This window comes from Streptomyces sp. NPDC111628 (genome assembly GCF_055635195.1).
Genome location: NZ_JBVKBZ010000002.1, coordinates 904,748 through 931,020, shown reverse-complemented (window position 1 = coordinate 931,020; position 26,273 = coordinate 904,748). Strand labels below are relative to the sequence as shown.

The following is a 26,273-nucleotide window of genomic DNA, read 5'->3' as shown; positions in this document are numbered from 1 at the left end:
GGTGGTGACTCCTTCGAGGGCGGGCGAAGCGGACGAGGCAGGGCGAACGAGGCGGGGCGAACGAGCGGGGCGTACTACTGAGCCGGCAGGCGGTCGAAGAGCAGCTGGAGCGCGCCGGTCTCCGGGTGGGCGACGCGGTGCGCCCGCACTCCGAAGACGTCGGCCAGCAAATCGGCCGTGAGAACGTCGTGCGGGGCGCCGGAGGCGACGATCCGTCCGCCGTCGACGACGTGCAGGCGGTCGCAGTGGAGCGCGGCGAGGTTGAGGTCGTGCAGGGCGGCGAGCACGGTCGTCCCGCTGGCCCGCACCAGGGACAGGACCTCCAACTGCTGGGCGATGTCCAGGTGGTTGGTGGGCTCGTCCAGGACGAGGATCCGCGGCTGCTGGGCGAGGGCGCGGGCGATCAGCACCCGTTGCCGCTCCCCGCCGGAGAGGGTGAGGAAGCCGCGGTCGGTCAGATGGCCCGCGCCGACTCCTGCCAGGGCGGCGGCGCAGACGTGCCGGTCCTCGTCGGAGGTCCGGGCGGCCGCCCCTTGGTGCGGCAGTCTGCCCATGGCCACGACCTCGGCCACCGTGAAGTCGAACTCCGCCCCCGATTCCTGCGGCAGGACGGCGAGCCGGCGCGCGCTCTCCCGCGGGCTCAGGGAGGGCAGGTCGTCACCGCCGAGCCGGACCACGCCGGCGGTGGGGCGCAGCGCCCGGTACACGCAGCGCAACAGGGTCGACTTGCCGCTGCCGTTGGGCCCGACGAGCCCGACGAACCGGCCGCTGTCCGCGCGCAGCGACACCTCGTCGAGCACCCGCGCGCCGGACATCTCCACCGTGAGTCCCTCGACCTCGACCTGCATCACACACCTCCGAAGGTGTAGGTACGGCGGCGCATCAGCAGGACGAAGCAGGGCACGCCGATCGCGGCCGTCAGTACGCCCAGCGGCAGTTCGGCGGGGGCGAGCGCGACCCGCGACAGGATGTCGACCCAGACCAGCAGTACGGCCCCGCCCAGGGGCGCCACGGCCAGCAGCCGCCGGTGGTCCGCGCCGACCAGCATCCGGGCCGCGTGCGGGACCATCAGGCCCACGAAGCCGATCGCCCCGCTGACCGCGACGACCGCACCCGTGACGGCCGCGGCGGTGAGGAACAGTTCCTTGCGCAGCCGCCCGGGGTCCACGCCGAGCGCGGCGGCGGTCTCGTCGCCCATCGCGAGGGCGTTCAGGCGCCGGGCCGACCAGCCGAGATGGACGAGGCCGCCGACGACCGCGCCCGCGGCGATCGGTACGGAGGACCAGTTCGCCCCGCCCAGGCTGCCGAGCAGCCACATCATGGCGGACCGCGCCGCTTCGCCGTGCTCGGCGGCGAACACCATGAAGGTGGTGACGGCCGAGAAGCCGTAGTACATCGCGGTACCGGTCAGCACCAGCCGGAGCGGAGTCAGGCCCCGCGGGGTCCGGGCGATCGCGTACACCAGCACCATGGCCGCGAGCGCGGAGAGGAACGCCGCCGTGGACAGCGCCCAGAGACCGAGTGCGCCGAAGGCCCCGAAGATGAGCACGGCGTTGGCCCCCACGGCGGCACCGGAGGAGATGCCGAGGACGAACGGGTCCGCCAGCGCGTTGCGGACCATGGCCTGGACGGCGACGCCGACGGACGCCAGGCCGGCGCCGACGACCGCCGCGAGCACGGCTCGTGGGAACCGGAGTTCCCAGACGATGGTGTAGGCGGCGACGTCGTCCGCGCCTATGGTCCCGCCGGTCAGCCCCGCCCAGAGGTAGTGCAGCGCCTCGCTCCAGGAGAGCCCCGACGCGCCGATGCCCGCCCCGCACGCCAGCGAGACGGGAAGCGCGACGCACAGCCCGGTCACGAGCAGGGGCAGTGAGGCGCGCCTCGGTGGTGGGGGCCCGACGTTCGTCGTGCGGTGCGGTGGGGCGGTGGGTGTCCGGTCGCGGAGCGTGGCCACAGGCGTTTCGCTTTCGCCTCGGGCCGTGCGCCTGCGTGATCGAAGGAGCGGGCCCGGACGCTGGGCGCCCTGCACAGCACCTCTCGCAGTCCACGGCGATTGACAGGGGCTTCACCACCGCGGGTAATCGGGCTTACGGATCCCCGTACAGGGCTCCGCCTACCGTTGCGGGTCAGCGCCGGACTTCGACCGGCTTCCCCCACGAGGCGCTTCGCAGCGTACCTCGTCACCGCCGCCGATCCGGAACCGCACCTGGACTCCGACGGCTTGCTGTCCCGTAGATTGGCGCAGCCCCAGGTCAGGCCCATGTGCGGAGGCCCTTGGTCAGCAAACTCCCAGCATGAGTCAGGAGACGTACTCGTGGCGGCCCAACCGCGATGCCGCCGGGCGGCAACGCGAGGAGGCCGGGTGCGCGCCGTCGGCACGGTGGTCATCGGTGGTCGCCGAACCGCGCTCGCTCAGGCCCGGTTGGTCGAGGCGGCGGACTTCATCCGGGGTCGGCGCCCTCGGGGATGGCCCACAGGGCAGGGACGCCGCCCGCGTCGACCTCGGCAAACTCGTGCTCCTTGCTTGGATCGGGTGGCGGCCGCCCGATCGGCCGGTCGCCCGGAGGTCAAAGGTTGATCATGTGGCCGGTGAGGCCGTGGAACGCTTCCTGGAGTGCTTCGCCGAGGGTGGGGTGGGTGTGGACGTTGCGGGCCAGTTCGGTGGCCGTCAGGTCCCACTTCTGCGCGAGGGTGAGCTCGGGGAGAAGCTCCGCGACGTCCGCGCCGACCATGTGTCCACCGAGGAGCTCGCCGTGCGCGGCGTCGGCTACGAGCTTCACGAAGCCGCCCGGTTCGCCCAGACCGTGGGCCTTGCCGTTGGCGGTGAAGGGGAACTTGGCGACCAGTACGTCGTGGCCTTCGGCGCGGGCCTGCTGCTCGGTGAGCCCGAACGAGGCGACCTGCGGCTGGCTGAAGGTCGCCCGCGGCATCATCCGGTAGTCGCCCAGCGGCATCGTCTCGGCTCCGGCGAGGGTTTCGGCGGCGACGACGCCCTGCGCCTCGGCGACGTGGGCGAGCTGGAGCTTGGCGGTGACGTCGCCGATCGCGTACAGGTGCGGCGTTGAGGTCCGCATGTGCTCGTCGATCGCGATGGCGCCGCGTTCGGTGAGGGTGACACCGGTGTTCTCCAGGCCGTAGCCGGTGGTGCGCGGTGCGAAGCCGACGGACATCAGGACCTTGTCGGTGCGGATCTCCGACCGTTTGCCGTCGGCCGTGGTGTAGGTGACGGTGACGGAGGTCCCCTCGTCCTCTACGGTCTCGACCTTGGTGGAGGTCAGGAGGGTGACGCCGAGCTTCTTGTACTGGCGGGTGATCTCCTTGGACACCTCGGCGTCCTCGTTGGGCAGGGCGCGGTCGAGGAATTCGAGGATCGTGACCTCGACGCCGTAGTTGCGCAGTACGTAGGCGAACTCCATGCCGATCGCTCCGGCGCCGACGATGACGATGGAGGCGGGCAGCTCGCGCTGGAGGATCTGCGTCTCGTAGGTGACGACGTTCTCGCTCAGCTCGACGCCGGGCAGCAGCTTCACGGTGGAGCCGGTGGCGATGACGGCGTCGTCGAAGGTGACGCTCTGCGTGCCGCCGGCGGTGAGGGCGACGTCGATGGTGCGGGCGTCGGTGAAGGTGCCGTGGCCGTCGATCTCGGTGATGGCGTTCTTCTTCATGAGGAAGTGCACGCCTTTGACCCGGCCGTCGGCGACCTGGCGGCTGCGGTCGTAGGCGGCGCCGTAGTCGAAGCTCACCTCGCCCGAGATGCCGAACTGCTTGGCCTCGTGGTGGAAGGTGTGGGCGAGTTCGGCGTTGCGCAACAACGCCTTGGAGGGGATGCAGCCGACGTTCAGGCAGACGCCTCCCCAGTACTGCTTCTCGATGACGGCGACACTCTTGCCCAACTGGGCCGCGCGGATCGCGGCGACGTACCCGCCGGGTCCCGCGCCGAGGACGACGACGTCGAAGTGCGTGCTACTCACGGAGAATCCTCCCTGCTCTCGCTGTTTGACTTGTGGTGGCCGGCGTGACCGTTGCCGCGAGCATCGACGAAATGCGTCCGCTGTCCGGAGCACAGTGAAGCCGATGCGCCAGGCGCCGGCGACCTTCCTCCAGCGCCTCCGCCGGCCACGGACGCCTCGGCGCCCACGCGTGCGGTCGACGTGTACCCACACCGCACCCTTGATCAGCCTGCTTCGGTCAGGGCCGCGCGCGCGGCGCCCAGTATCTCTTCGGAGAGCGGGGAGCCGTTGGTGGCCCGGGACAGGACCAGCGCTCCGAACAGGGTGCAGAGGCGGACGATACCGTCCTGGTCGTCGGTGGCGAGGAAATCGGCGAAGTCGGCCACTCCCTCGGTGTAGACGCGACGGGCCTCACGTCCCCCGCCTTCGCGCGCGATGTCGGAGGCGAGGGCTGCGACCGGACAGCCGTCCGCCGGGCCGTCGCGGTGCTCGACCGAGAGGTAGGTGTCGATCAGCACCTGCTGGGCGGCGTCGCGCCGCCCTTCATAGCGCTCAAGCCCCTCGGTGTGGCGCCGAGCGAGCTCGGCGAAGGCGTGGGCGGTTGCCTCGTCGACGAGCGCCTCCTTGGAGGCGAACTGCTTGTAGAACGCGCCGTGGGTCAGACCGGCCGCCTTCATCAGGTCGACGACGCTGACCTGCGTGCCCTGTTCCCGGAACAGCCGGGAGGCGGTGTCCACCACCCGCCTGCGATTGTCCTCCGCCTGTGCATGCGATACGCGGCCCATGGCCACCTTCCGTTTGGATGTCGACTGGCATCTATCGTAGACCCGTGTTTAGATTATAGACGTAATCTAATTTACTGCGGGTGCCGACGGTGCCCGCCAGGACCAGGAGCGAGCATGGAACTGAAGAACGCGGTCGCGGTCGTCACCGGCGCCAACCGGGGACTCGGACGACACCTGGCAGCCCAGCTCGTCGAGCGCGGCGCGAAGGTCTATGCGGCGGCCCGACGCCCCGAGGCGGTCGACGTGCCGGGCGTCGTCCCGCTGCGGCTGGACGTCACGGACGAGGCGTCGATACGGGAGGCCGCCCGCGTGGCGTCCGACGCGACCCTGCTGATCAACAACGCGGGCATCTCCACCGGCGAGACGCTGGTCGGAGGCGGCCTGGAGGAGGTACGTCGCGAGATGGAGACCAACTTCTTCGGCCCGCTCGCCGCGACCCGCGCCTTCGCCCCCGTCATCGAGGGCAACGGCGGCGGCGCCGTGCTCAACGTCCTGTCCGCGCTGTCATGGTTCCACCCGGCCGGCCTCGGCTCCTACGCGGCCTCCAAGGCCGCCGCCTGGGCGCTGAGCGACGCGACCCGTGAGGAGCTGGCGCCGCGCGGGATCACCGTCTCGGCGCTGCACGTCGGTTACATGGACACCGACATGGCCGCCGCCGTGCCCGCCGATCAGAAGGTTGCCGCCGCCGACGTCGCGGCCCAGGCCCTGGACGGGATCGAGACCGGCCTGCCCGAGATCCTCGCCGACGAGACCAGCCGGTACGTCAAGCAGAGCCTGTCCGCGGCACCCCAGCCGACCGCGGGCTGACGCTCACCCCTCCGCCGTGTGTCCGAGTACGGCCTCGTCGAGCGCACCGCCGTACCGCGCCTCTGCCCAGGGGCGCCTGAGCGACCTGGGCATGGTCATCCACACCAAGAGCACCGACCGGAAGACCGGCGTCGTCGACACCGTCCTGGCGATCGCCGAGGAGACCGGCGTGGCGCCCGCCCAGGTGGCGGTGGCCTGGGTGCACAAGCGCGCCGCCCGCTCCGTGGCCACGCCCGGGATGCGTGCCGCCGAGCTACCCGACCTGCGGGTAGGTGCCGACGATGTCCTGGTCGAGATCCACGCGGCGGGCGTCAACCCGCTGGACATCAGGATCCGCAACGGAGACTTCAAGGCGTTCCTGCCCTACTGTCTCCCGCTCGTTCTGGGCAACGACCTCGCAGGGACGGTCGTCACCCGCTTCGCGGTGGGCGACGAAGTCCACGCCCGGCCCGGCTGCCCCGGGGCGAACGCGAGCCCCTCTCGCCTGACACGTCCAGGTCTCGCCCCGACTGGCCGCGAGCGCAGACCGGAGTCGGGCCGGCCGACCCGGTGCACGGGGTGGCGTCAGGCGCCGGTGTGCTCGTGGCCGAGGCCGCCGCCCAGTTCAGGTGGATCTTCGATCCCAGTTTGCCGCGGTCGGTCGCATTCGGTCCCGTCAGTGGGCGAAGTCCGTCGCGTTCGGTATGAAGGCAGGTGAAAGTAGCCAGATCAGACGGTAGTTGGGCAGGACGAACGAACGGAACACGAGACCCCTAGCACCTGCGCAGTTCCTCGACAGTCGTGGTGTCCATCCGGATCCGCGGTCGCCCGGCTCCGGCGTCGTCGGGCGTTGAACCCCTTCTGAACCACGCAGACCGGCCGCTACGAAACTCGGGGCAGCTCACAGGCTTATGCCCTGTTCGACAGGTAATAGATCCTTGCCAGGGGCTGTCCCGTAAAAGATCTCCGGGGGACGGCGGTGCGCTACCCCATGACCGCGCGAGCCGCGTCCAGAAACGCCAGCCGGTTGTCCTCCAGGTAGTCCCGCACGCTTTCACCGTCGGGCAAGCCTTCCCATACCGTCCGGTTGAGGTCGAGGAAGTACGCGCGGGCCGCGTCGTGCACCGGCAGAGGGAACTGGATGCGGATGAGCCGCTCCGCAACCCACAGCCTGTTCATGACGTCCCGGGTCGTGAGGAACCAGGCGTCCGTGTCCTCCCACTCGGAAGGCCGACTAAAGGCGGAACGTTCGGCCTCGGCCCCCACCTCGACGAACCGCTCCAACAGCGCCAGCCGTTCCCCGCGCCGGGCCTCCGACAAGGCGAGCTGCTGTCGTTGCTGTTCAGCGCGTTCCGCCGAGAGTTGAGTTCTGTGCTGGACGAGGTAGGACAACGAGCCGCCGAGGACAACGCCGACCAGCGATATGAATGACACCCAGACCTGACCTGACATGGCGGCCATCGTGCCATGCCGTCGATCTTTGCGAGGGTGCAGACGCGGTCCGCAAGGGTCGGCCGTGGGGCCTGCCGTTGGAGGATCGGGCGCTGCTGGTCGCCGCGTACTGGCGCACGAACCTGACCATGCGCCGGCTCGCTCCAGCCCCGCAAGCGGTTCGCCAAGGGCACCGTGCTCATCGTGGACGGCACCCTGGTCGTCGTCGTGGGCCGGACGCTCGCCGGAAACCGCAACGACTGCAAGGCATGGGACGAGTCCGGCGGCTACCCGGGCACCGGGCTCGTCATGCCCCACAGACATGAAAGATCCTCCGCGACTGCAGATCGGCCGGCGTCAGTGGCAGGCGAACCGGTGCAGGGCGTCGCGTACGGACGGCGCGAGCGTGTTCGGGTGGTCGGCGTCGTGCAGCAGATGGTCCACTCCCGGCAACGTCACTCGGCCCGGTGCACCGGCATGCGCGTGGCGCAAGGCGGCCGTCAGGGCGTTCGTCGTGGCGCACGGAACTTGGGCGTCGTTCGTTCCGCACGTCAGCAGCACCTTGGTCCCTGGCCGGAGTGCGGCGGCGGTGTCCGGTGGATACACGGCGTCGTCGCTCAGCACGAACCGGGCGTTCGGGCCTTGGAATGCCTCGAAGAGCCTGGTGATCGCAGGGGGCAAGCCGGTGGTGTCGACCGGCCGGTGTGCGCGCAGGGAGGTGACGGCGGCGTCGATGGCCGCGTTGACGGTGCGTTGCTGCTCCGGGGTGAACTGGCCCTGCCGGGTCGCTTCGGCCACCTGAGCCCTGAGTTGGAGCGCGACCAGGTCCAGCATGCGGATCGCCTGCGGTTGCAGGAGCGCCAGGCCAACAGGGCGCGGGTGGACGGTGTCGCCGAGCAGCAGTCCCGTCATCGCGCCCTCGCTGTGTCCAACGACCAGCAGGGTGCGCGGATCGACCTCCGGCTGATCGCGCAATGCCACGTAGGCGGCCTGCGCCTGGCGGACGAATGCCGGGTAATCGAGTTCTTCCGGGTGGTCCTGGTAGGTGCCGAGTCCGGTGCGGCCGGTGCCGTACTTGTCGAACCGCAGCGTGGCGATTCCGTCCCTGTCGAGCGCCTCGGCCACCTGCGCCAGGGTGTGCGGCGCGGACCCGGGCGGTTGGTTGCCGTCACGGTCGGTGGGTCCGCTGCCGGGCAGCAGCAGTGCCGCCCGTAACCGCTGCCCGGCGCGACGCTCGGGAACGTGCAGGGTGCCGTACGCGGTCGTACCGTCGGCCGTGAAGACGACCTCGCGGTCGACGGCGGGCACGGGAGCGGGCGTTGCCTCCGCGGGAGTGGCCGTGACGACGGCCAGCGCCATCACTGCCGCTGCCAGGTGGCGAAACATGGGCCTACTTCCTTTCAGGCAAGCTTCCGAGCAAGGGCCTTCTCCACCAGGGCAACAGTCGCGCGAGGGTCGTCCACCTGGAGAACCAGGCGTGCGTATTCCTCGTCGGCGAGTTCGACCACGACAGCCTTCGACGGGTTCTTGACGCTCCAGAAGACCTTTTCACCATCCTGATGGAATGTGCCTGCGGTGATCAGACCAGGTACGTGGGAGCCCGGTGCGCGGATTCCCTTGGGATCGGTGGCGATACCGGGGTCTGCGGTCGCACCGCGGACGTTGGCCAGCGGGATGGTCAGGCTGCCCTTGAAGGACCAGAGCTTGTCGAGACCCTCGATCGCGACGACGAGGTTGTCGCCGTCGATACGTATCAATGCCATGTCGGGTTCCCTTTTCAGGTGAGAAGGCCGAGGTGTTGGGTCAGCGCGGTGGCGGCGTTGTCGGGGTTGCCCCGCAAGAGGATGCCCAGCGCGGCGGCGGTGAGGGCGGTGGCCAGCTCGGCGGGAACGCCGAGCGCGTCGGCGATCGCCTGGTCGACGGCGGCCAAGGCGGCCTTCACTTCGCGGGCGACCTCCTCGTCGACCGGTGCGCGTTCGATCGTCGCGAGGAGAAGCAGGTTGAGGTCGGCCGACGTGACCAGTCGCAGTGCGGCTGCGGCATCCGACACGCCGGCGAGAGCATCGACCAAAGGGCGGACATCGTCGGCGAGGTGGCGACGCAGAGCGATCAGATAGAGGCCGCGCTTGCTGCCGAACGTCTTGTACAGGCTGTTGCGGTGCATGCCAAGGTGACTGACGAGGTCGTCGATGGACACACCGTCATATGCACGTCCACCGAACAGTCCCACGGCGGCACGCACCGCCTCATCCTCGTCGAACGCTCTCGGCCTGCCCATGATCACCACAGTAGACAGTTGAGGAACGATCAGTCAAGAACGATCGGTCCTAAAACTCTGATCCGCTCAGGCGGCGGCCCGCAGATGTTCGTGCGCCCACTCCTCGAAGCCGGTCAGGCCGATGCCCAGCGCACGAGCGAACTCCGGCCGGGCCGGCTGGCCGACAACCTCCATGAACTCGTGCGTGGCACCCATGTCTCCCATTCCGGCGGCGCGGGCCTGCTCCTCAGTCATGTCCGGGGCCGTCAGCGGGACCCCCAGGGTGCGGGAGAGAATCTCGGCGATTTCGGTCATGGTCAGGTAATCGCTGGCGAGCTCCAGTTCCACTCGGTGGAACTCGGCGGGGGCGGACACGGCGGCCGCCGCGGCACGGCCCACGTCTTTGGCGGCCACGAGTGCCAGATGCGTGCTCGGCTTGACGACGGTGACCAGACCCCCTTCGACGCCACGGGGGAAGTAGAACCGCATGGACGGCTCGAAGTTCTCCATGAAGAACGACGGCTTGAGCAACGTCCAGTAGGGGAAGTCGAGTTCGCGCAGCCGGTCCTGGATCGCAGCCTTCGTGCCGAGCGGGGCTTCCAACACCGCCCACCGCCCTTCGGCCCAGCCCGGAGCCTCGACGTGCTGCCCCACGCCACTGGTGGAGGACTGGACGAACTGCTCAACACCGGCGGCCCGCGCAGTCGTCATGAGGTTGTCCGCCTGGCTGACCTCGCCGGCGAAGTCGAACCCCTGCTCGGTGTACGCAGGCATCTGCACGGAGAAGACCGCCCGCACGCCGTCCATAGCCGCCTCAAGGGTCGCAGGTTCGGTGAGATCGCCCACGAACAGGCCGGCGCCGAGTTCTTCGACGGCCCGTGCACGCGGCGTGCCCGGGTCGCGCACCAGGGCGCGCACCGGTGTTCCCTGCGCGAGCAGGGCGCGGGCGGTGGCACCGCCTTGGCGGCCAGTGGCACCAGTGACGAGAACCGGTGTTGCGGCAGTGGCCATGTGCACATCTCCCCAGTGGTCACGCACATCACAAACGGCGGGGCCCGCCATTTCGTGTTCGATACGATACGGCGGGGCCCGCCACTAATCAATGTTGGGGAGATCATGACCGGCCAGCGCTCGGACGCCCGCCGCAACTACACGCACATCCTCGCCGTGGCCGAGGCCGAGGTGGCGGCCCAAGGAGCCCAGGCATCCCTGGAGCAGATCGCCCGCACCGCAGGCGTCGGCTCAGCCACCGTGAGGCGCCACTTCCCCACCCGCAAGGCCCTGCTCGAAGCCGTCTTCGAACAGCGCGTCCATGACCTGTGTGATCACGCCCATACGCTCCGTGCCGAAGACGACAGCCGCTCCGCGCTGGTGGCATGGCTGCGCGAACTGCTCGCCTACTCACTCGCCGCACGCGGTCTGGCGGACGTCCTCTCCTACCACCCCCTCCAGGACGAGCCCACCCAGGACTCCTGTGCGTCGGCCATCGGTGCGGCCGGCGCCCTGCTGCTGCGAAGGGCCATTGACGACAAGGCCGTCCGGGCGGACATCACCATCGACGATCTGCTCACTCTGATCATCGGAATCGCCCTGGCCACCGAGAACTACACCGACCCGGCGACACCGGCGAATCGCGCCTTCCGGCTCGCCGTCGCGGGCCTCGGCGACGGCAGCTGAACACTCACATCTCAGCCCTGGCAGCCGGGGGGCCGGCTCTGCCGCCCCCACCCGCCGCCGTCATGGCTACAGCGCTGCACTCAGCGGCCGAGGTCGAGCCCGATCCCCCGCAGCGTGTCGTCCAGGCCCTCGGTGCCGCGCAGTTGCGGAAGTCCCGGAAGCCCTGGAATCCAGCCCGAGTCGATGATCATCACCCCGGCCGTCACCCTCTTCGGTTCAGCCTGGTCGATGTCCCAGCCGGCCCCTGGGCTGGTGTCGTACAACGGCTGCTCAGGCGGGACGTCTCCCGCGGAGAGGGGCCAGACCACCCCCCGGAACCTGCCTGCCTCCGCGTACCCGAGGAAGCCGTGATGGGCGGACTCGCCCTTCACTGCCGCCTTGCCGTCCGGCGTGATCACCAGCCACTCCAGCTTCGTGGACACGACCTTCAGGCGCCCGTCCTCCGTGGGAACGCTCAGTACGACGGCCCCCGCCGGCACCGTAGAACCTGCGGACGGGTACTTGCCGGCCACAGTGAAGGCACTCCCGTCGACAGTGCCGAGTCCGGTCAGCAGCCCGGCCCTGGGATCGTAGACAACGGCCATGGTCTGTCCGTTGTCAGAGCCGCCGTCGTCGTCGGCCGCCTCCACCTTGATCGTGTTCATTCCGGCACGGTCGAAGCGGTGCCCGGCGTCACAGGCACCGTCTGTCGCGTCGAAGGTGGATACCTGTCCGTCGTCCCAGGTGACCTCGCACGTGTGGGTGTCGTTGGAGCCGGGATCGGTGAACGTCGCCCGCACTGACAGCTCACTCCTCACCCGGTGCACCGACCAGTCCTCCGGGCCAGTCACGCTGATCACGGGGGCGACGTTGTTCACGGTGACCCGCGCGCTGTCGCTGACGGGACGGTTCACGCCGTCGTCAGCGGTCAGCGTGACGGTGAACGTGCCGTCATCGGTACAGGTGAACCCGGTGTCCACGCTCGACTTGTCCGTGAACGTGCAGGTGGTACCGGCGTCCACGTCCTCGCCCGCGGTGTAGGACCACTCGGTTTCCGGACGGCCGCCGTCGTCGGAGGCAGCCCCGTCGAGCCGCACCTGTGAGCCCTCGTCCCCGGTGGTGTCGGGCCCGGCATGCACCAACGGGGATGCGTCGTCCGGATCGCCGTTCACGGGAGGGATGGTGGGCAACCGGTCCCCGTCGAAGCCCCAGTTGCACTCGTGGTCCAGGACCTTGCTCGGATCCAGCACCTCCTCCCACGGAATGTTCGGGTGTTCCGCCTCCAGATCCCATGTGGGGCCGCCGGTCTGCCCCGGTATGGCATACAGCAGGTGGCAGGCCAGTTGTTTGAGCATCGACTCGTTCTGGTCCGCGGTGATGCCCGGGGGCAGCGGGGTGCGTTCCAGGAGCTCGTCCCAGACCTCGTTGACCGAGCCGACGCGTCCGTACGCGTCCGTGGTCGGCACGATGGACGCGATGACGGTGTCCTGGCCGGTGGTACCGAACTCGTCGCGATAGACGCTGGAGTGGACGAAGAACTCCGAGCCGGTGTCGTGAGAGTACGACCCCATCCAGTCGTCCAGATAGGCGTCCCCGGTGTACTGGAGTTCCCCGTTCGCGTCCACCAGGGACACGTACCAGGTTGTCTCCTCCATGATCTCGGGGGCGTAGCCGGTCTTCACCGTGTGGGTGCGATAGGGGAATCCGGGCAGCAGGCACTCGTCCGTCAGGGTCGCGATGCGGGTCCTCGTGTCTTCCGTCCAGGTGACTCGGGGGATCAGACCGTCCCCGCAACGGTCCAGGACCTGAAAGGAGTTCACTCCGGGACCGGGCTTGCCGTTGTGGTGGTAGTAGTGCAGCCCCGAGTTGAACTCCGCCTTGGCCAGGAACTGCCCGTCCTCATTGCGTACGACATCGGACGAAGTCGCCGCGTGCGCCGTGGGGGCCAGGCCGGCGGGTAACGCCAGCAGCCCCGATGCCGCGCAGAGCGTGACCAGTGTCCGCAGTGTTCGTCTTCGCATCGACATACCTTCCCTTCCGGAACGACGTAGCCCGAGGATCGAAGCGCGGCCCCGAAGTGACCACCCAGCGCGCCGCCGGGCGAGAGGTCTTCACCGGATGCGCCCACCCGGAGTAAGCGCTTCCTGCTTCAGCGCTTCGCCTCGCAGGTGCGGTGGCGGCCTCGCCGAGTTCGGAGGGACCCGGACGCCCGGGTCCTCACGCAGGGCGGCGGCGACCAGGCCTTCGACTCGAGCTGACCTGGGGGCGCGGCGCCGAGTTCGGGCACATCGCCTTCCACGACGGGCGCGCCGAGTGGCACGCCGTCCTGAGCCTCCCCGCCGGGACGCGGTTCGCCGACCCACTGGACGAACTGCGCAGACGGTTCGACACCTGGCACGATCCGATCCCCGCCCTGCTCGACGCGACCCGGCCCGCCGCCGTGCTGCACCACGACGTCAACGAACTCCGCACACCGCTCCCCTCGTACACGGTCGGCCGGACCGCGCTGGCCACCGAGGCCGGCGTGAAGGCCGCGCTCGCTCGCTACGACGCCGAGCGCCGACCGCGCAGCCAGGCCGTCGCGCGGGCCGCGCGGCAGGCCGGGCGGATGGGCCAGCAGCTCTCCCACCCACTGGCCGTCGCCCTGCGGAACACGGCGATGCGGCTGACCCCCTCCCGCGCCGCAACACACATGATCCTTCGGCACCACGCCTGGGTCCCACCGCACCTGACCTGATCCGATACCCGTCCCGCCAACACACCACCAGACGCCTTACGAGAGAGTCGAGCTGCGGGTCTTGCCGTTGGCGGTCACGGTGGGCAGGGCGTCCGGGAGCGTGCTGATCTTGTTCCGGACGACCGGTAGGAGCGGGTGGCTCCGCTGTTGCCGCGTCCCCACTCGCTCGGCCTCGCGCGAGCAGCGTGTCGGTAGTGGCGAGCGGCGGCCCTTTGAGGCAGGAGCAGGCGTGTGACCGCCCCTGCGCTTCGGTCGTATCTGCCAGTCCGGTAATCCCTGGCCTCGGCAGACGTCGCCTCGCGTGACCTTCGCGGTCGCAAGGTCGATACTGCCCCTGCGGGACTCTTGCCGATCTGTCGTCGACTTGCCGCCAATGCCTGACGCTGCGTCACCAAAGCCGGCATGGAATCAGCATCAGTACCGCCACCACTCCGACCAGCAAAAACACAGGTCAAACGCCCACTGCCAACCTGCCTAGGAGATACCCTTGAGGATGCTGATCAACGTCCCGTAGTTTGGTGCGGCCGCAGGTCAGGCCCATGCTCGGAGGCCCTTGGTCAGCAAACTCCCAGCATGAGTCAGGAGACGTGCACTTGGCGACCCAACTCGTTCGCGGAATGGGCAGCTTCTTTAAAATCTGCGCCTGCGCCCGACAGAACCGCTGCGCGCACCCGTACGCCATTCGCTACCGCGATGCCGCCGGGCGGCAACGCGAGGAGACCGGGTTCTCAACACAGCAGGCGGCCCTCGACCGACTGACCAAGGTCTACGACGAGAAACGGACCACTCCTCGGACTCAGGCCGAACTCAAGCGTGAGATCGGCAAGCAACGTTTCGGACCCTACGCTGCCGCCTGGCTCACCCGGCAACGTCATTACGCACCCAGCAGCATACGCACGGTCAACCAGATACTCAGCCGACAGATTCTGCCAGTGCTCGGGTCTCGGCGGATCAACACGTTCACGGCGACGGTGGTCGACGACTTCATTATGTCGTTGGAGGAACGATCCGTTGGACTGGCAGCACAACAGAACGCTTTCGACACCCTGAAGAAGATCCTTCTCGACGCGCGACGTCGCGGCGGTATCGCCGAGGACCCATTCGAAGGAGTAGTCCCGCCTGAGTACATCCCTCGTAAGATCACCATTCCGACCTTGGACGAGATCCACGCCCTCAAGGCCGCCAGCAGCAACGGCCTTCGACTCTTGATCGACCTCATGTCCGGCTGCGGTCTCCGCAACGGGGAGGCATACGCCGCGAACATGGAACGAATTGTCGCCGACGACGTCTACCGCATCACCGAACAGATTGAAGGGAAGACGCGCGAGCGGGCACCTCTCAAGCATCGGAAGCTCGGAGAGTTCCGCGAAGCGCCGATGCCATCGACCGTCCGAGACGCCCTGCTCAGGTTCGAGAAGGAGCACGGCGCTGACACGAACGGCTATCTTCTGCGAACCCAGCGCTCCTCCCACTGGGGTCACTCGACGCTCGACTATCAATGGAGCGCAGCGAAGAAGCGGGCAGGAATCACCAGGAGGTTCACCACCTACTCCCTGCGCCACTTCTTTGCATCCAACTGCCTGGCCAGAGGGATACCCATCACGGACGTTGCCGAATGGATGGGGCACAGGAATATAAACATGACATTCAAGATCTATCGACACCTGATGCCAGCATCGATCGGGCGCGCAGCGAGGCTCTTGAACGAAGGCTTGTAGCACGAAGGGGGGCGGGCCTATGCCCGCCCCCCTTCAGAGGACCTTTTGTTGACGAGCCCAAATATCCAGGTCGTCAACTCTGAATCTGAGCATTCCACCGAAGTAGTATCGTGGTAGACCGTGACGTTGAGAGTCTCGATACATCCAACGTCGACTCACGTTGAGGTAGGACGCTGCTTCGTCAACTCCCAGGTACCGGCGCCTCGCCTCATACCGAGCTTCTCCATCCAGCCCAGTTCCGCTCATGCCGCCGCCTCGGCTGAAGCTTCCCCAGTGCTTGAGGTGCCCACCGAGCCATCGGCATCGACGTCGCTGCCGGTACGACGCTCCCGACGTAGCAACTTATGCACATGTGCCTCGGAAACTTTGAGGACACTGGCGAGCCGCGGAGTCGACGTGTTAGACCCCACAGCCCACCGGATCAGCTCCTCCTTTTCCACCCTGGTGAGATGCACATCCCTCCCAGCCAGCGCTGCCGCGACTCTAGCGGGATCACATCGCAGGTCGAACTTCTGCCGGACAGCCCGACGCTCCGCCTCCGTCAGGCCGCCTCGTATGCCCGCAGCGTCCCTGCATTCCAACGCCGCTTCGAGACACGTCTTCCTCACTGCGCAGGATGAGCAGACTCCTTTTGCGAGCCGAATATTCTCCTCGTCGGCGAGCGGGCTGGGAAAGAAGAGATCAGGGTCTCTTATCACCTCAGCTGCCCTGGCGCATGCAGCCCTCTGCTGCCAGGTCTGGTCCCCTCTAGCCCTGATAGCGGGGCGTTCTTCGCTCATCACCGGCGCTTCCTGTTCGATGCCTACGTGCAACCTGTCGACCCGAGGCGGTCGGCAGAGACACAAGCATCTGTACATGCGCCGGTTTTGCTAACCGGCGATCGTCGGCTATGTTGGCCGGCCTCGCCACGCCTTCGATCCGCCCCTGTTGGTCAACCGTGGCCGACGGAGTGCCTCCGCCCGCAGGCTTGTCCGCCACGCGTCTCTTGTCACGCGGCCTGCCTCTGCTTACCAGCGCCGACAGCAGAACCTCATCCACTGAGGCTCCGCCAACTTGAAGGCGCCGGTCAAAGGGCTGGTGTGACGGTAGTTCGGGGTGCTCATGCTGGTCGCGGGCGGCAGTCTGTGCAGTAGATCATCCGTCACCCCGCACCCCAGCGTGACGGTGATCGGGGGCTGTGAAGCGGGTGCTGCCAAAGGCCGGAGATCTTGGTCGATCAGCTGCGTTGGTATCTGGCTGCCATCGTGTGGAACACCTTCTTCGGTTCCCAGCGCATCTCGTCGAGCATCCGGACGACGCCGTAGGAGCCAAGGTCTCGCTCCCCGGGCCTGCTGTAACCGGCGAAGGTGAACCAGAGCGCGGTGTCCACGCCTTCCTCCTCGAAGATGTCCAGCAATTCGGTGAGGTAGCGCGCCTGCTCGTCTTCGTCCGGGACCGCGCCGTGCGGCACCTGCCAGGCCATGCCGCCACGTTCTCCCGCGCCGTGGTACGCACAGGTTCCGTACTCGGTCACCGCGACGGGTTTGCCGTGGGCGAGGTGCCCACGCAGCTCTTCACGGAAGTTGTCGGCGTTGTAGGCGGCCCGGTAGGCGTCGATGCCTACGAGGTCGAACGCATCCCAGTCGACGAACTCCCAGGGAGCCGAGGCGTAGGTGATCTTCCCGCGGAAGTGCGTACGGACGGTCGCGGCGATCTGGGCGAGGAAGTCGTTGAGGCGCTTTTGCACCGGTCCGAGGGAGGACCACCACTCCATGTCGGCGTCGGCCATGGCCCGAAGGCGGTCGCCGTAGGTGTCGCCCGGGAGGAAACCGCCGCAGAACGCGCTGATCTCGCAGCCGGCGACGAACACCACTTCGGTGCCGGCCTCCCGTACGGCTTCGGCCCGGGCTGCGCAGTCGGCGAAGAACGGGAGCAACTGGTCGCGGGGAAGGTCCACGGGAAAGGGGGCGAACCAGACCTCAAGGCCGGTGTCTGCAGCGTGTCTTGCAGCGATGCTCAACCGTTCGGGCTCTCGTCCCGAGATCCGAACGGCGTCACAGTGGAGATCTCTGGAGATCACCGCCATGTCGTGCCGGACCGTCTCAGAGGTGAAGCTCTTGCGGGAGAGTTGTTCCCCTGGGAGGAACCCTGTGTCGTAGTTGATGCCCCGTGCGCGCACGTCCGTGTCCCTTCACTGCCGTTGCCGTGTTCGAGCAAGTCAAAGCCGCGCTTGGGGTTCTTGGCCAGAGGGCGGCTCCCGAAGGTGATGTCGCCGGAAACTCCATGCGGTGTTGTCTCAGCGGTTGACTTCCAGATTCGTCAGGACGAGCAGTGCACGCAGGAGGCGGGTGGCGTGGGCGGGATCGGTGCGAAGCTTGGTCAAGGTCCGTCAGTTCTTGAGGTGGGCGAAGCCGTGCTCGACCGGTGCACGTCCGACGGCGAGGACACGGTTGGCTTCCTTCTGGCCCGGGGTGAGCTTGTGGGCGCGGGTGGCGGCGAAGCCGGTGACGATCACGGGGGCGTGAATGTCGTTGTCCAGGCCGCGGAAGCCGAGGTCGGCCAGCGCCCCGAGGCGGCGGCGCGCAGGTGGGCCAGGATGTGGTCGTGGCGGGCGGCGGTGTTGTCGTGGGTGCGGCCGGGCCGGGCGGCGGAGATCCAGATCAGGCGGCCCCTCTCGTCGGTGAGGGCGAGGAAGTGCAGGCCGTGCTGGCGGTGCTTGCCGGAGTAGTTCTTGCGGTCGGCTTTCCCGGTTCGGCGCTGGGTGTGGACGAGGGTGCCCTCGATCAGGACGGCCTCCCCACCCTGGCGGGCGATCGTCTTCAAGGCACGGTCCAGGCGCGGGGCCTGCGCGGCGAGCAGGGCGATCATCTCGTCCCGCCAGCGGCGGACGGTGGACTCGGAGATGTTGTTGCCGCCGGCCATGTCGGCCAGGCGCTGGTCGTGGCGAAGTACGGCCAGGACGATTACCGCGATCTTCCCGGGCGACAGGATCCGCCACCTGGACCGGATCGCCTTCAGATGACGCCGCAGCAGGTCGGCGAGGTGATTGACGGTGCGCGTGGACAGCGACAGACGGCACTGATAGACAAGCGGGCAGGTGTCCCCGGCGCGCGTTCTTCGGTCCTCGTCACACAATTCCAACGGCCGTCGGCGGCACCCCGGTTACGCCCGCTCAGCAGTGCCTGGTGCGACTGCCCGGGTCACAGCCGGACGGTGAACCTGCCGTCGGGCTGTTTCCGCAGCCAGCCGCGGTCGACCAGTCTGACCAGTTTCCCGCGCAGCGGCTCCAGCTTGCTCCTCACACTGACGTCCACGCCCACCACCTCGCCGACCTCACGGGCCATGACCGGCCCGGCGGCCTGCCGCACGACGGAGAGAATGCGCTGGTAGTCCGGCGGAAGCATGGTCTCCTCCACGTCCGGTGCGCGGTGCGGGATCATCATCACCGCCCGGCCAGCCACCTGCCCGGGCGTCGGCGCGGAGGCGGCCCGCTCCTCGGCAAGCTGCTCGCTCATCCGCTCCAGGACCTTCTCAGCGACGGCGAGTTCGTCTCGCTCGGCCCGGACCTCCGCCAGCTGCCTTGCCAGCTGTTCTTCGAGTCCGTCCAGTTCCGCACGCCGCGCGGTGATCCGTTCCAGCAACTCGGGATCCATACACCGGATCGTAGAAGGCCGCTTGCCCGCCGCGAGCGGGAAACCGGCAAGCCGCCCCGTGACGGACGATCTACGGCGCGGACTGTCGGCCACGACCAGCAGGAGCCCTCCAGAGCACGGTCACACTAGCCCTGCTGACCTTGGACTTTCAGGTTGGCGGAGGCTCACTGCTATTGCGAGCGGCACTCTCGGCTTCGTCGCCTCTCTCACCCTGCGGGCGCTGGTTGTCCCACCCGGCTGGCATAGAGATCACCGAGGCCATCCACAGCCGCGTCCTTGAGAGCCTGCCATCGGCCTGAAACTTCTCCCACCGCTGGGCCCAAGAACACGCCACCTTCGTTATGCCCGGAGCACGGCGAGTACCTGCGCAGTATCGGCTAGACCATCGAGCACGGACTCGGCACCCGCATCCTTCAGTTCGTCCGTCGAGGTCTTGCCGGTGGCGACCGCGATCGTCCGCACGCCAGCTGCGCGCCCGCCCGCCACATCCGCCGGGGTGTCCCCAAGGAACACCGCTTTGGGCCCAGTGACGTTTGCGCGTTCCAGCGCGAGGCGCAGCAGTTCGGGGCGTTCCTCACCGTCCTCCCCGTAGGCGCCCTCTTCGAGCCGAAGGTACGAGTCCAGACCGAACGTGGCCAACTTCACCTCGGCTGCCAGCCGCACGTTGCCGGTCACGACTGACTGCCGCACGCCCCGCTCATCGAGGGCAGCGAGAAGCGTAGCGGCACCGGGCAGTGCGTGGCCACGCTCGCGCAGCTCGGCTGCGCGCCGAACGTGCACCGTGCCGAGCGCGTCAGCGAACCGGGTAAACAGCTCCTCGTCGTAGTCGAGACCGTGGAGCCGCGCGGTCTCCCGCAGAATCACACGCTCCGTCGACCCCGTGACCGACGCCTGCTCACGCATCGCGAATCCTGTCACCTGCTCGAATGCGTCGGCCCACAGCTCGCGGCCCAGCCCGCCTGTGGCCATGAGTGTGTGGTCGATGTCCCACAGCACCAGTTCTGGCACCGGCAGCTCCTTTCTGTAGAACAGCAGGGTCCCCGTGCATCCGGCACCCTACGCTCGGAAGAAGCAACGAGGAGCGGACACATGGTTGCAGCAGACCTCCCCATCGGGGACCGCATCAGGCACTACCGCGGCGGCCGTCGGCAGGACGCAGTCGCTGGACTGGTCGGTATCAGTCCGGACTATCTGTCGCAGATCGAACGCGGGCTGAAGGTTCCATCGGTGCCCATGTTGTACGCCCTCGCCCAGGAACTGGGGGTCCCGGCCGCAGCACTGCTGTCCGAGCAAGCGCCCGTGGAGGCTGAGTCGACAGATACGGCGGAGGCCGCGGTCGGTCGTGCTTTCCTCGGATATGGTCCGCCCCGCAGTACCGCCCCGGTTCCGGCGGCTGTACTGCGGGACCGTGTGGAGGCCGCCTGGCAGTCCTGGCAGACGAGCGGCACCCGATTCACGGAGGCTACCGAGACGCTGCCCGACCTAGTTGGCGATGTCGAGCACGCCGCCCGGGCCGCCCGCGCCGGTAACGACCCGGCCGAACGGCGAGGCGTGCTGCGGGCAGCGGCCGACCTTTACTGTCTGCTCCGGTCGTACTTGCGACGCACCGGCCGCGTGGACTTGGCCACCATCGCGGCCGACCGAGCCCAGCGCGCTGCTGAGGACGCCGACGATCCGTTGCGCATCGCCGCCGCCCAATGGAATCTAGGCCACGTCCTGCTCGCTGCCGGCCAGCCAGCAGAGGCGGAGGAGCTGGCGCTCTGCGCGGCCGAGCAGGTCGCCGCAACGACGATGCCCAATGTCGAGCAGGTGGCGATGGGCGGCGCCCTCCAACTCGTCGCCGTGGTCGGCGCAGCACGCCGCCGCCGGTGGTGGGAAGCACGCGAGCGGCTAAAGCAACACGCGGCACCTGCAGCCCGCCGGGTGCCCGATGACAGCAACGTGGCCTGGACCGTCTTCGGACCGACCAATGTGGCGTTGCACGCCTTGTCCATCGACATGGAGGCGGGTGAGACCGGCGAGGCCCTGCACACAGCGGACGCCATCGATACCGAGGGACTGCCCTCTGTGGAACGGGAGTTCACGTTCGGTCTGGAGGTAGCTGCCTGCCACTCTCAACGCCGCGACGACGCGGCCACGCTGCTGACCCTGCGGGAGCTAGAGACGCTCGCGCCCGAGGATCTCGCGCGCAACCCCCTCGCCCGCCAACTAGTGCTCACGGTCATCCGTAGGGCACGGGCCATGCAAGCCCGGCAGGCAGAGAAGATGGCCGAACGGATTGGCCTGGTGTGAGCGAGCCGCTGGGTCACCCGAGCTGACAGCTCGGGTGTGATTGCCCGCTGTTTCCTACGGTCGTTGGTGTGGGACGGATCACCGCGACCTGGGAGGCCAGGGACATGCCTAGCGAACCCGCGAGCGCACCGTTGGCAACGGCTACCGTGCGGATGCGCGAGAAATCGCGGCAAGCCTGTCTACGGACGCTTCGACGCGTCACACCAGTAGCTTGCGAGCATCTCGCCCGGCCAGGCCGGTTGCCGGACGGCTCCTCGGGGGCCCATTTCCTGAAAGTACGGGGCCACGTCCACGACCGGTGTCCCGTCGACCGCGTCGAGGTCCGTCACCAGGAGGTCGCGGCCATCCACGCTAAGCAACTGCGGGTAGCTGACGGCCAACTGGTTGGGCCGTCGGTGATTCCGGTGAACGAAGGTTCCGGTCGCCGGCCACTGCGGGTTGCCTCGGGGGCTGCGGGCGTGGAGTTGCACATCCTCAGGTTGTGCCAGGTGAAAGCGCCACGTCACCGTCAAATGGGAGAACTCCTCGATGCCCCGCAGCGTTTCGAGAGGGTACTCGTCGTTGAGCCGGATGATCGATTCGACCCCGCCCTGGTAATCGTCCCGAACGCGGATGTGGCCCCCGACCACCGTTGCGATCGACTCGACCTCGTACGTTGCCATCGGCGCTCGTTCCTCTCCCATGAAGTCGCGTGTTCAGCAGCCGCCGGCTGCGGACCTGCCCTGTGGTCAGCCTATGGCGCGCAGCATTTCCCGTGCCCGGCGGTCCAATTCGACAACGTGGCGGCCTCCGCGTTGCCGGACGGGCGACAGGTCGCTCTGCATGCGGACGATGACGTCGCGAGCGCGGCCGGACTGGACGCCGACCATGGCATCGAGGGCTTGCCCCCAGGTACCGCATGCCTCGTCGAGACGTCCTTGCTGGACCTGGACGGCACCCAGGTAGCCGAGTGTCACGCTGTGGGTGCGGGCGTACTGCTGCCGGCGGCGAGTGCGGACGCTGCGCTGGAAATAGATCTCCGCCTCGACGGGGTTGCCCAGGTCGCGCAGGGCGCAGGCAGTTTCGTGGGCGAGAGAGGCTTCCTGGAAGAAGCCGACGCGGTCGGGGGCGTCCTCGTTGTCGGCGCGGGCGAGGTCCCGCTCTGCTCGGCTGATGGCCGCGAGGGTGCCGGGCCTGTCGCCGTCGGCGGCCAGAGCACGGGCGTGGACGATGGAGAGCAGGGCCTTCTCGCGCGAGCTGGCCTGGCCGTAGTGGGTGCGGGCCATGGAGGCATCGGCCAGGTCGAGGGCCCTTCGTGGGTGTCCGAGGTCGACTGCCTGGTGGGCGAGGGCGCGCAGGATGTGGCCGCCCAGCGGTCCGTCGCCGGCTTCGGCCGCTATGCGGGCGGCGAGGGTGAGGTAGCGCTGGGCGGTGCGGTGCTCGGAGGCGTCGAACGCCATCCAGCCAGCGATGTAGGTCATCTCTGCCACGGCCGAGTACGTGTCCCGGCGGTGCCGTTCTGTTCGGAACCTGCTGCCCAGCAGTGGCACCGCTTCGTCGCGAAGGTGGCCGGCCAGGGCCGAGCGCCCCGAGGCTCCACCACGCTGCTGGTCCCGCGCGGAGTGGAAGGCTGTCAGGTTGCGGACGTCGTCGATGTCGGCCTGTGTTACCAGCCGTGGGGATACTGCTGGGCGCGATGCTGCCGCGGCTGGGGCGGTTGTCCACCACGAGCTCGCGGGCAGAGTGAGGCCGGCGGCCGAGTACGCGGCGGTCGCCAGCAGCTTGCGTCGGTGCATGTCCAGGTCGTCGCTTCCCAGCTCGGCCAGCACGGTCAGAGGGTCGACGCTCCAGTCGGAACTGCTGTCGGGCGAGCCTGTCGGCCCGTCTTCCAGCCCGAGGTCAGCGAGGGTGAGGCGGCGGCTGAGCCTGCGGGACAGCGTCTCACGCAGGATATGGGGCGCTCGTCCGCTGGGCTTGGTTCCCTGGACCCACATGGCAATGTGCGAGCGCGAGATGGCCTCCAATTCGCGAGCACCGCTCTCCGCGGCGACACGAGCGACGGCGGCGGCTGCTTGGGGCTGGGACCAGCCCGCTTCGCGCAGGAGTGCGGCGAGGGCGACGTTTCGCTCACGGGCCATGGGGTGCCCCTCGGGTCCGAAATGATCTTTGACGCCTTTGACGGCCTTGCGGGCCGCGCAGGCATACCCCTCAGCGGGGATTCGCGGTTCGCTCAACGTAGCGGCCGGATCACTCACCATGCACGACGACCGACTGCAGTGCACGGCGTTTCTCACTCAACTTGGCTCGATCTACTTAGGAGTTGTGTCATGCGTCTCTCGCTGGCCCCTCGCCGGGCGTTCTGCCAACGCAGTGGTCAGGACCGGAGCCTCGGTGAGAGGGGCGCCGGGCGTGACCAAGCGGTGTCCGCGACGGAGACGGTGACGCTCGTGCTGGGCGAGGACTCCCCGGTGCCCGAGACCGCCGCCGATGTGGAGGACCTCGTCCTGCGCCTGCGAGGGCACGTCAACCAGCTCGGAACCCTGATGCCTTCGCAAGAGCCGGCCTTGCTCCGTGCGCAGCAACTCTGCTCGGTCGGGCTCCCGGAGGGTTATCTGCCCAGTCGGGTGCACCTCGTCAGACTCGCCGAGGCAACGCAGGAACTCATCGCGAAGATCCGGCTGGACGACGTCGGAGCGAGTCGACCGGCACGGAGGTTGGCTCGATGGACGCCGCAGATCAACGTGCTGCGAGGTGCGGTCGTCGCCGTCGCCCTCACCGGCCTGGTGTGGGCCGCTTCGGTGCCCCGGACATGACCCTCACCGGAGCGCTCCTCATCGGACTGATCCTCGTCGCGATGGCGTGGCCGGTGTGCCGAGGCACTCGTGCAACTGGCCTCGATCCCGCAGACAGGGCCTCTACACCACCTCCGAGCGAGCCTGCGTCCCCGCGGTGACCGCTGACTCCTTGGCTCCCGGCCTGTCCCCGGCCGCTCCGGCGGCCCCGATAACACCCCCCAGACCAGCGGGGCTTAACGGAGATCCACACACGATGAAACGCCTTCCGCGTATCGAGCAGTACGGCCTGATCGGCGACACGCAGACCAGCGCCCACGTCTGCGACGACGGCACGATCGAGTGGCTGTGCCTGCCCCGCTTCGATTCACCGGCCGTGTTTGCCGGTCTGCTCGGCACACAGAAGCACGGCACCTGGCAGATCGCCCCGGGCTCGTCCGCAAGCCGGCCCGGCTCCGGGAGAGTGGCTGAGCGCCGGTACCGCGGTGACTCGCTCGTTCTCGAATCGCTGTGGCGTACCCCGACTGGTTCGGTCCGGGTCCTGGATTTCATGCCGCCGCGCGACGGGGCCCCGCAGGTGATCCGGATCGCTGAGGGCCTGACTGGCGAAGTGGAGATGGTCTCGGCCATGCGTCCTCGGCCGGGGTACGGCAGCGTCAGCCCGTGGATCCACGAGGTCGAGGGCCGCATGGTCGCGGAGGCCGGCGCGGACGCTCTGTGGCTCGACACCTGCGTCCCGCAGGTGGAGAAGGACGGCGTCGTCGTCAGCGCCTTCACCATCGCCGCCGACCAGAGTGTGGCGTTCGTACTGAGCTGGTGCCCGTCCCATGCAGCCGCCCCTGACGTTGCTGCCCCCGAGACCGCCCTCGCCGAGACGCTCGCCTTCTGGCAGGACTGGACGCAGGAGTGCACCTACGACGGGCCCTACCGCGAGGCCGTGGTCCGGTCCTCGATCACGCTGAAGGCCATGACCTACGGGCCGAGCGGCGGGATCGTCGCGGCGCCGACCACGTCGCTTCCCGAGGAGATCGGCGGCGACCGGAACTGGGACTACCGCTTCACCTGGCTGCGCGACGCCGCCACGACGCTTGCCGCGCTGCTGGGGACCGGATACCGGCAGGAGGCACAGGCATGGCGGCGATGGCTCCTGCGCGCCGTGGCCGGAGACCCGGAGAATCTGCAGATCATGTACTGGATCACCGGGGAGCGTGACCTGCGGGAGCGGGAGCTCCCCTGGCTTCCCGGGTACGAGGGCTCGGCCCCCGTACGGGTCGGGAACGGGGCTGCGGACCAGCTCCAGCTCGACGTGTACGGCGAGATCATCGACACCCTGTATCTCGCGCACCAGAGCGGTGTCGCGCACTGCGCCGACACCGCGGTCCTGCACCAGCGACTCATCGAGCACCTGGTCCAGCGTTGGCGGGAGCCCGACGAGGGCATCTGGGAGATCCGCGGGGCCCGCCGGCACTTCGTCCATTCCAAGGTGATGGCCTGGGTGGCGGTCGACCGCACCATCCGCCTGGCCGAGGCTGGCGCCCTCAACGTCGACGTGGCCCCGCTGGTCGAGCTGCGGGCGGCGATCCGCCGGGAGGTTTGTGACAAGGGCTTCGACCCGGTGCGCAACACCGCCGGTGAGACCGGCACCGTCAGCGTGGGGTACACCGCGGTCGGCGCCCGTTCGGCTCTGAGTCCTCTGCTGAGGGAGGCCCGTGCTGCCCTGCCCGGCGCCCGGTTCGTGCTCCACGAAATGTTCAGCCGCGACCAGATCCAGGCCATCGCCGAAGGCGCCCTCGACATAGGAGCCATCCGCCCTTCGGCCCTGCCTCCTGGTGTGGTGAGCCGACCGCGGTTCCGCGAAGAGCTGATCGCCGCAGTTCCGGCACGGCATCGGCTCGCTTCCGCTCCCGGGCCATTGCCGGTCGCAGAGCTGGACGGGCAGGAACTGTTGATGTACGCCCCGGTCGAAGCGCGCTACTTTTACGAGCTGCTCGTCGGAATCTTTCGTGACGCCGGGGTGCAACCGGTGTACGCCCAGTTCGCAGCGCAGATCGATGGTGTCCTCGCCATGGTCGATGCCGGGTGGGGCATTGGACTGGTGCCGGAAGCAGCAGCTCATGACCGACACTCGGACATCGTTTTCCGGGCCTTGGACGTTCCAGGGCGGTGGCCGGTCGAGCTGCACTTGGCGTGGCGTCCCAGCAACGACAATCCCTGCCTGGCCACCTTGCTCAGCCGTCTGTGAACGCCCGTGCGGCGGT

Annotated in this window: 26 protein-coding genes, 3 pseudogenes and 1 riboswitch; of the genes and pseudogenes, 9 read left to right on the top strand and 20 right to left on the bottom strand. The window is 68.4% G+C overall.

Annotation, left to right across the window (positions count from 1 at the left end; translation table 11 throughout):
• Positions 1–74: 74 nt before the first annotated feature.
• The 4 genes from ACZ7MF_RS11860 to ACZ7MF_RS11845 all read right to left on the bottom strand — a co-directional run bounded on the left by ACZ7MF_RS11860 (position 75) and on the right by ACZ7MF_RS11845 (position 4,735).
• Entirely contained in the window at positions 75–848 is a 774-nt protein-coding gene (locus tag ACZ7MF_RS11860) for an ABC transporter ATP-binding protein (RefSeq protein WP_471476110.1), read from the bottom strand.
• A complete protein-coding gene (locus ACZ7MF_RS11855) occupies positions 848–1,954 on the bottom strand; it encodes a FecCD family ABC transporter permease (RefSeq protein ID WP_471476108.1) in 1,107 nt (368 codons plus the stop codon). The genes ACZ7MF_RS11860 and ACZ7MF_RS11855 overlap by 1 nt, the downstream gene beginning before the upstream one ends.
• Positions 1,955–2,055: 101 nt before the next feature.
• A riboswitch (cobalamin riboswitch) is annotated at positions 2,056–2,203 on the bottom strand.
• Between the two features lie 364 nt (positions 2,204–2,567).
• Positions 2,568–3,971: a dihydrolipoyl dehydrogenase gene (gene lpdA / locus ACZ7MF_RS11850; RefSeq protein WP_471476106.1), complete on the bottom strand. Its 1,404-nt coding sequence runs from the start codon at positions 3,969–3,971 to the stop codon at positions 2,568–2,570.
• Between the two features lie 203 nt (positions 3,972–4,174).
• Complete coding sequence (locus ACZ7MF_RS11845; RefSeq protein WP_471476105.1) at positions 4,175–4,735, bottom strand: TetR/AcrR family transcriptional regulator; 561 nt, start codon at positions 4,733–4,735, stop codon at positions 4,175–4,177.
• Between the two features lie 114 nt (positions 4,736–4,849).
• On the opposite strand from ACZ7MF_RS11845, the gene ACZ7MF_RS11840 reads away from it, so the two are divergent.
• Positions 4,850–5,542 carry an SDR family oxidoreductase gene (locus ACZ7MF_RS11840; RefSeq protein WP_471476104.1) on the top strand — a complete coding sequence of 231 codons (693 nt, stop codon included), beginning with the start codon at positions 4,850–4,852 and terminating at the stop codon, positions 5,540–5,542.
• Between the two features lie 3 nt (positions 5,543–5,545).
• Here the strand turns inward: ACZ7MF_RS11840 and ACZ7MF_RS11835 are convergent, their stop codons facing one another.
• On the bottom strand, positions 5,546–5,773 hold the full coding sequence (locus tag ACZ7MF_RS11835; protein WP_471477247.1) for a hypothetical protein: 228 nt from the start codon (positions 5,771–5,773) through the stop codon (positions 5,546–5,548).
• A gap of 7 nt (positions 5,774–5,780) precedes the next feature.
• On the opposite strand from ACZ7MF_RS11835, the pseudogene ACZ7MF_RS11830 reads away from it, so the two are divergent.
• Positions 5,781–5,993: pseudogene (locus ACZ7MF_RS11830) on the top strand (alcohol dehydrogenase catalytic domain-containing protein); the annotation flags it as partial.
• A gap of 512 nt (positions 5,994–6,505) precedes the next feature.
• Here the strand turns inward: ACZ7MF_RS11830 and ACZ7MF_RS11825 are convergent.
• Positions 6,506–6,982: a hypothetical protein gene (locus ACZ7MF_RS11825; RefSeq protein ID WP_471476102.1), complete on the bottom strand. Its 477-nt coding sequence runs from the start codon at positions 6,980–6,982 to the stop codon at positions 6,506–6,508.
• A 23-nt stretch (positions 6,983–7,005) separates the two neighbouring features.
• Here ACZ7MF_RS11825 and ACZ7MF_RS11820 point away from each other — a divergent pair.
• Positions 7,006–7,282, top strand: a pseudogene (locus ACZ7MF_RS11820) (helix-turn-helix domain-containing protein); the annotation flags it as partial.
• 27 nt (positions 7,283–7,309) lie between these two features.
• On the opposite strand, the gene ACZ7MF_RS11815 reads toward ACZ7MF_RS11820, so the two are convergent.
• From ACZ7MF_RS11815 to ACZ7MF_RS11800, 4 genes are all read right to left on the bottom strand, one after another.
• Positions 7,310–8,338, bottom strand: a complete 1,029-nt coding sequence (locus ACZ7MF_RS11815) for an alpha/beta hydrolase family protein (protein ID WP_471476101.1) — start codon at positions 8,336–8,338, stop codon at positions 7,310–7,312.
• A 14-nt stretch (positions 8,339–8,352) separates the two neighbouring features.
• On the bottom strand, positions 8,353–8,715 hold the full coding sequence (locus ACZ7MF_RS11810; RefSeq protein WP_471476099.1) for a hypothetical protein: 363 nt from the start codon (positions 8,713–8,715) through the stop codon (positions 8,353–8,355).
• A 14-nt stretch (positions 8,716–8,729) separates the two neighbouring features.
• Positions 8,730–9,230 carry a TetR/AcrR family transcriptional regulator gene (locus tag ACZ7MF_RS11805; protein ID WP_471476098.1) on the bottom strand — a complete coding sequence of 167 codons (501 nt, stop codon included), beginning with the start codon at positions 9,228–9,230 and terminating at the stop codon, positions 8,730–8,732.
• A gap of 66 nt (positions 9,231–9,296) precedes the next feature.
• Complete coding sequence (locus ACZ7MF_RS11800) at positions 9,297–10,220, bottom strand: NmrA family NAD(P)-binding protein (protein ID WP_471476096.1); 924 nt, start codon at positions 10,218–10,220, stop codon at positions 9,297–9,299.
• A 105-nt stretch (positions 10,221–10,325) separates the two neighbouring features.
• Between ACZ7MF_RS11800 and ACZ7MF_RS11795 the strand changes: the two genes are divergently transcribed.
• Complete coding sequence (locus ACZ7MF_RS11795) at positions 10,326–10,886, top strand: TetR/AcrR family transcriptional regulator (RefSeq protein ID WP_471476095.1); 561 nt, start codon at positions 10,326–10,328, stop codon at positions 10,884–10,886.
• Between the two features lie 80 nt (positions 10,887–10,966).
• On the opposite strand, the gene ACZ7MF_RS11790 is transcribed toward ACZ7MF_RS11795, so the two are convergent.
• Entirely contained in the window at positions 10,967–12,886 is a 1,920-nt protein-coding gene (locus tag ACZ7MF_RS11790) for a DUF2599 domain-containing protein (RefSeq protein ID WP_471476093.1), read from the bottom strand.
• Between the two features lie 230 nt (positions 12,887–13,116).
• Here ACZ7MF_RS11790 and ACZ7MF_RS11785 point away from each other — a divergent pair.
• Positions 13,117–13,602 (top strand): annotated as a pseudogene (locus ACZ7MF_RS11785) (flavin-dependent monooxygenase); the annotation flags it as partial.
• Between the two features lie 587 nt (positions 13,603–14,189).
• Complete coding sequence (locus ACZ7MF_RS11780) at positions 14,190–15,320, top strand: tyrosine-type recombinase/integrase (RefSeq protein ID WP_471476092.1); 1,131 nt, start codon at positions 14,190–14,192, stop codon at positions 15,318–15,320.
• Between the two features lie 33 nt (positions 15,321–15,353).
• Here ACZ7MF_RS11780 and ACZ7MF_RS11775 read toward each other — a convergent pair whose 3' ends face one another.
• The 7 genes from ACZ7MF_RS11775 to ACZ7MF_RS11745 all read right to left on the bottom strand — a co-directional run bounded on the left by ACZ7MF_RS11775 (position 15,354) and on the right by ACZ7MF_RS11745 (position 19,960).
• Complete coding sequence (locus tag ACZ7MF_RS11775; protein WP_471476091.1) at positions 15,354–15,566, bottom strand: helix-turn-helix domain-containing protein; 213 nt, start codon at positions 15,564–15,566, stop codon at positions 15,354–15,356.
• Entirely contained in the window at positions 15,563–16,099 is a 537-nt protein-coding gene (locus ACZ7MF_RS11770; RefSeq protein ID WP_471476090.1) for a WhiB family transcriptional regulator, read from the bottom strand. The genes ACZ7MF_RS11775 and ACZ7MF_RS11770 overlap by 4 nt, the downstream gene beginning before the upstream one ends.
• A 437-nt stretch (positions 16,100–16,536) precedes the next feature.
• Positions 16,537–17,256 (bottom strand): glycoside hydrolase family 113, encoded by a 720-nt coding sequence (locus ACZ7MF_RS11765; protein ID WP_471476088.1) that lies wholly within the window; start codon positions 17,254–17,256, stop codon positions 16,537–16,539.
• 432 nt (positions 17,257–17,688) lie between these two features.
• Positions 17,689–17,814 carry a hypothetical protein gene (locus ACZ7MF_RS11760; protein WP_280524569.1) on the bottom strand — a complete coding sequence of 42 codons (126 nt, stop codon included), beginning with the start codon at positions 17,812–17,814 and terminating at the stop codon, positions 17,689–17,691.
• Positions 17,811–18,440, bottom strand: coding sequence for a transposase family protein (locus tag ACZ7MF_RS11755; protein WP_471476087.1), 630 nt, complete (start codon positions 18,438–18,440; stop codon positions 17,811–17,813). The genes ACZ7MF_RS11760 and ACZ7MF_RS11755 overlap by 4 nt, the downstream gene beginning before the upstream one ends.
• A gap of 59 nt (positions 18,441–18,499) precedes the next feature.
• A complete protein-coding gene (locus tag ACZ7MF_RS11750; RefSeq protein WP_471476085.1) occupies positions 18,500–18,952 on the bottom strand; it encodes a hypothetical protein in 453 nt (150 codons plus the stop codon).
• 339 nt (positions 18,953–19,291) lie between these two features.
• Positions 19,292–19,960 carry an HAD family hydrolase gene (locus ACZ7MF_RS11745; protein WP_471476084.1) on the bottom strand — a complete coding sequence of 223 codons (669 nt, stop codon included), beginning with the start codon at positions 19,958–19,960 and terminating at the stop codon, positions 19,292–19,294.
• 81 nt (positions 19,961–20,041) lie between these two features.
• Here ACZ7MF_RS11745 and ACZ7MF_RS11740 point away from each other — a divergent pair, with 81 nt between their 5' ends.
• Positions 20,042–21,244, top strand: a complete 1,203-nt coding sequence (locus ACZ7MF_RS11740; RefSeq protein ID WP_471476083.1) for a helix-turn-helix domain-containing protein — start codon at positions 20,042–20,044, stop codon at positions 21,242–21,244.
• Between the two features lie 179 nt (positions 21,245–21,423).
• Here the strand turns inward: ACZ7MF_RS11740 and ACZ7MF_RS11735 are convergent, their stop codons facing one another.
• Positions 21,424–21,906 (bottom strand): SAM-dependent methyltransferase, encoded by a 483-nt coding sequence (locus tag ACZ7MF_RS11735; protein WP_471476081.1) that lies wholly within the window; start codon positions 21,904–21,906, stop codon positions 21,424–21,426.
• 66 nt (positions 21,907–21,972) lie between these two features.
• Complete coding sequence (locus tag ACZ7MF_RS11730) at positions 21,973–23,361, bottom strand: Tat pathway signal protein (protein WP_471476080.1); 1,389 nt, start codon at positions 23,359–23,361, stop codon at positions 21,973–21,975.
• Positions 23,362–23,550: 189 nt separating this feature from the next.
• Here ACZ7MF_RS11730 and ACZ7MF_RS11725 point away from each other — a divergent pair, with 189 nt between their 5' ends.
• Positions 23,551–24,036: a DUF6415 family natural product biosynthesis protein gene (locus ACZ7MF_RS11725; protein ID WP_471476078.1), complete on the top strand. Its 486-nt coding sequence runs from the start codon at positions 23,551–23,553 to the stop codon at positions 24,034–24,036.
• A gap of 235 nt (positions 24,037–24,271) precedes the next feature.
• Positions 24,272–26,257 (top strand): glycoside hydrolase family 15 protein, encoded by a 1,986-nt coding sequence (locus ACZ7MF_RS11720; RefSeq protein ID WP_471476077.1) that lies wholly within the window; start codon positions 24,272–24,274, stop codon positions 26,255–26,257.
• Positions 26,258–26,273: the final 16 nt, after the last annotated feature.

What these genes read in the sequence shown, in the direction of transcription:
- ACZ7MF_RS11860 (WP_471476110.1), bottom strand. Translation starts at nt 848, where the DNA reads ATGCAGGTCGAGGTCGAGGGACTCACGGTGGAGATGTCCGGCGCGCGG.
- ACZ7MF_RS11845 (WP_471476105.1), bottom strand. Translation starts at nt 4,735, where the DNA reads ATGGGCCGCGTATCGCATGCACAGGCGGAGGACAATCGCAGGCGGGTG.
- ACZ7MF_RS11840 (WP_471476104.1), top strand. Translation starts at nt 4,850, where the DNA reads ATGGAACTGAAGAACGCGGTCGCGGTCGTCACCGGCGCCAACCGGGGA.
- ACZ7MF_RS11825 (WP_471476102.1), bottom strand. Translation starts at nt 6,982, where the DNA reads ATGGCCGCCATGTCAGGTCAGGTCTGGGTGTCATTCATATCGCTGGTC.
- ACZ7MF_RS11815 (WP_471476101.1), bottom strand. Translation starts at nt 8,338, where the DNA reads ATGTTTCGCCACCTGGCAGCGGCAGTGATGGCGCTGGCCGTCGTCACG.
- ACZ7MF_RS11810 (WP_471476099.1), bottom strand. Translation starts at nt 8,715, where the DNA reads ATGGCATTGATACGTATCGACGGCGACAACCTCGTCGTCGCGATCGAG.
- ACZ7MF_RS11805 (WP_471476098.1), bottom strand. Translation starts at nt 9,230, where the DNA reads ATGGGCAGGCCGAGAGCGTTCGACGAGGATGAGGCGGTGCGTGCCGCC.
- ACZ7MF_RS11800 (WP_471476096.1), bottom strand. Translation starts at nt 10,220, where the DNA reads ATGGCCACTGCCGCAACACCGGTTCTCGTCACTGGTGCCACTGGCCGC.
- ACZ7MF_RS11795 (WP_471476095.1), top strand. Translation starts at nt 10,326, where the DNA reads ATGACCGGCCAGCGCTCGGACGCCCGCCGCAACTACACGCACATCCTC.
- ACZ7MF_RS11790 (WP_471476093.1), bottom strand. Translation starts at nt 12,886, where the DNA reads ATGCGAAGACGAACACTGCGGACACTGGTCACGCTCTGCGCGGCATCG.
- ACZ7MF_RS11775 (WP_471476091.1), bottom strand. Translation starts at nt 15,566, where the DNA reads ATGAGCGGAACTGGGCTGGATGGAGAAGCTCGGTATGAGGCGAGGCGC.
- ACZ7MF_RS11770 (WP_471476090.1), bottom strand. Translation starts at nt 16,099, where the DNA reads ATGAGCGAAGAACGCCCCGCTATCAGGGCTAGAGGGGACCAGACCTGG.
- ACZ7MF_RS11750 (WP_471476085.1), bottom strand. Translation starts at nt 18,952, where the DNA reads ATGGATCCCGAGTTGCTGGAACGGATCACCGCGCGGCGTGCGGAACTG.
- ACZ7MF_RS11740 (WP_471476083.1), top strand. Translation starts at nt 20,042, where the DNA reads ATGGTTGCAGCAGACCTCCCCATCGGGGACCGCATCAGGCACTACCGC.
- ACZ7MF_RS11735 (WP_471476081.1), bottom strand. Translation starts at nt 21,906, where the DNA reads ATGGCAACGTACGAGGTCGAGTCGATCGCAACGGTGGTCGGGGGCCAC.
- ACZ7MF_RS11730 (WP_471476080.1), bottom strand. Translation starts at nt 23,361, where the DNA reads ATGGCCCGTGAGCGAAACGTCGCCCTCGCCGCACTCCTGCGCGAAGCG.
- ACZ7MF_RS11725 (WP_471476078.1), top strand. Translation starts at nt 23,551, where the DNA reads ATGCGTCTCTCGCTGGCCCCTCGCCGGGCGTTCTGCCAACGCAGTGGT.
- ACZ7MF_RS11720 (WP_471476077.1), top strand. Translation starts at nt 24,272, where the DNA reads ATGAAACGCCTTCCGCGTATCGAGCAGTACGGCCTGATCGGCGACACG.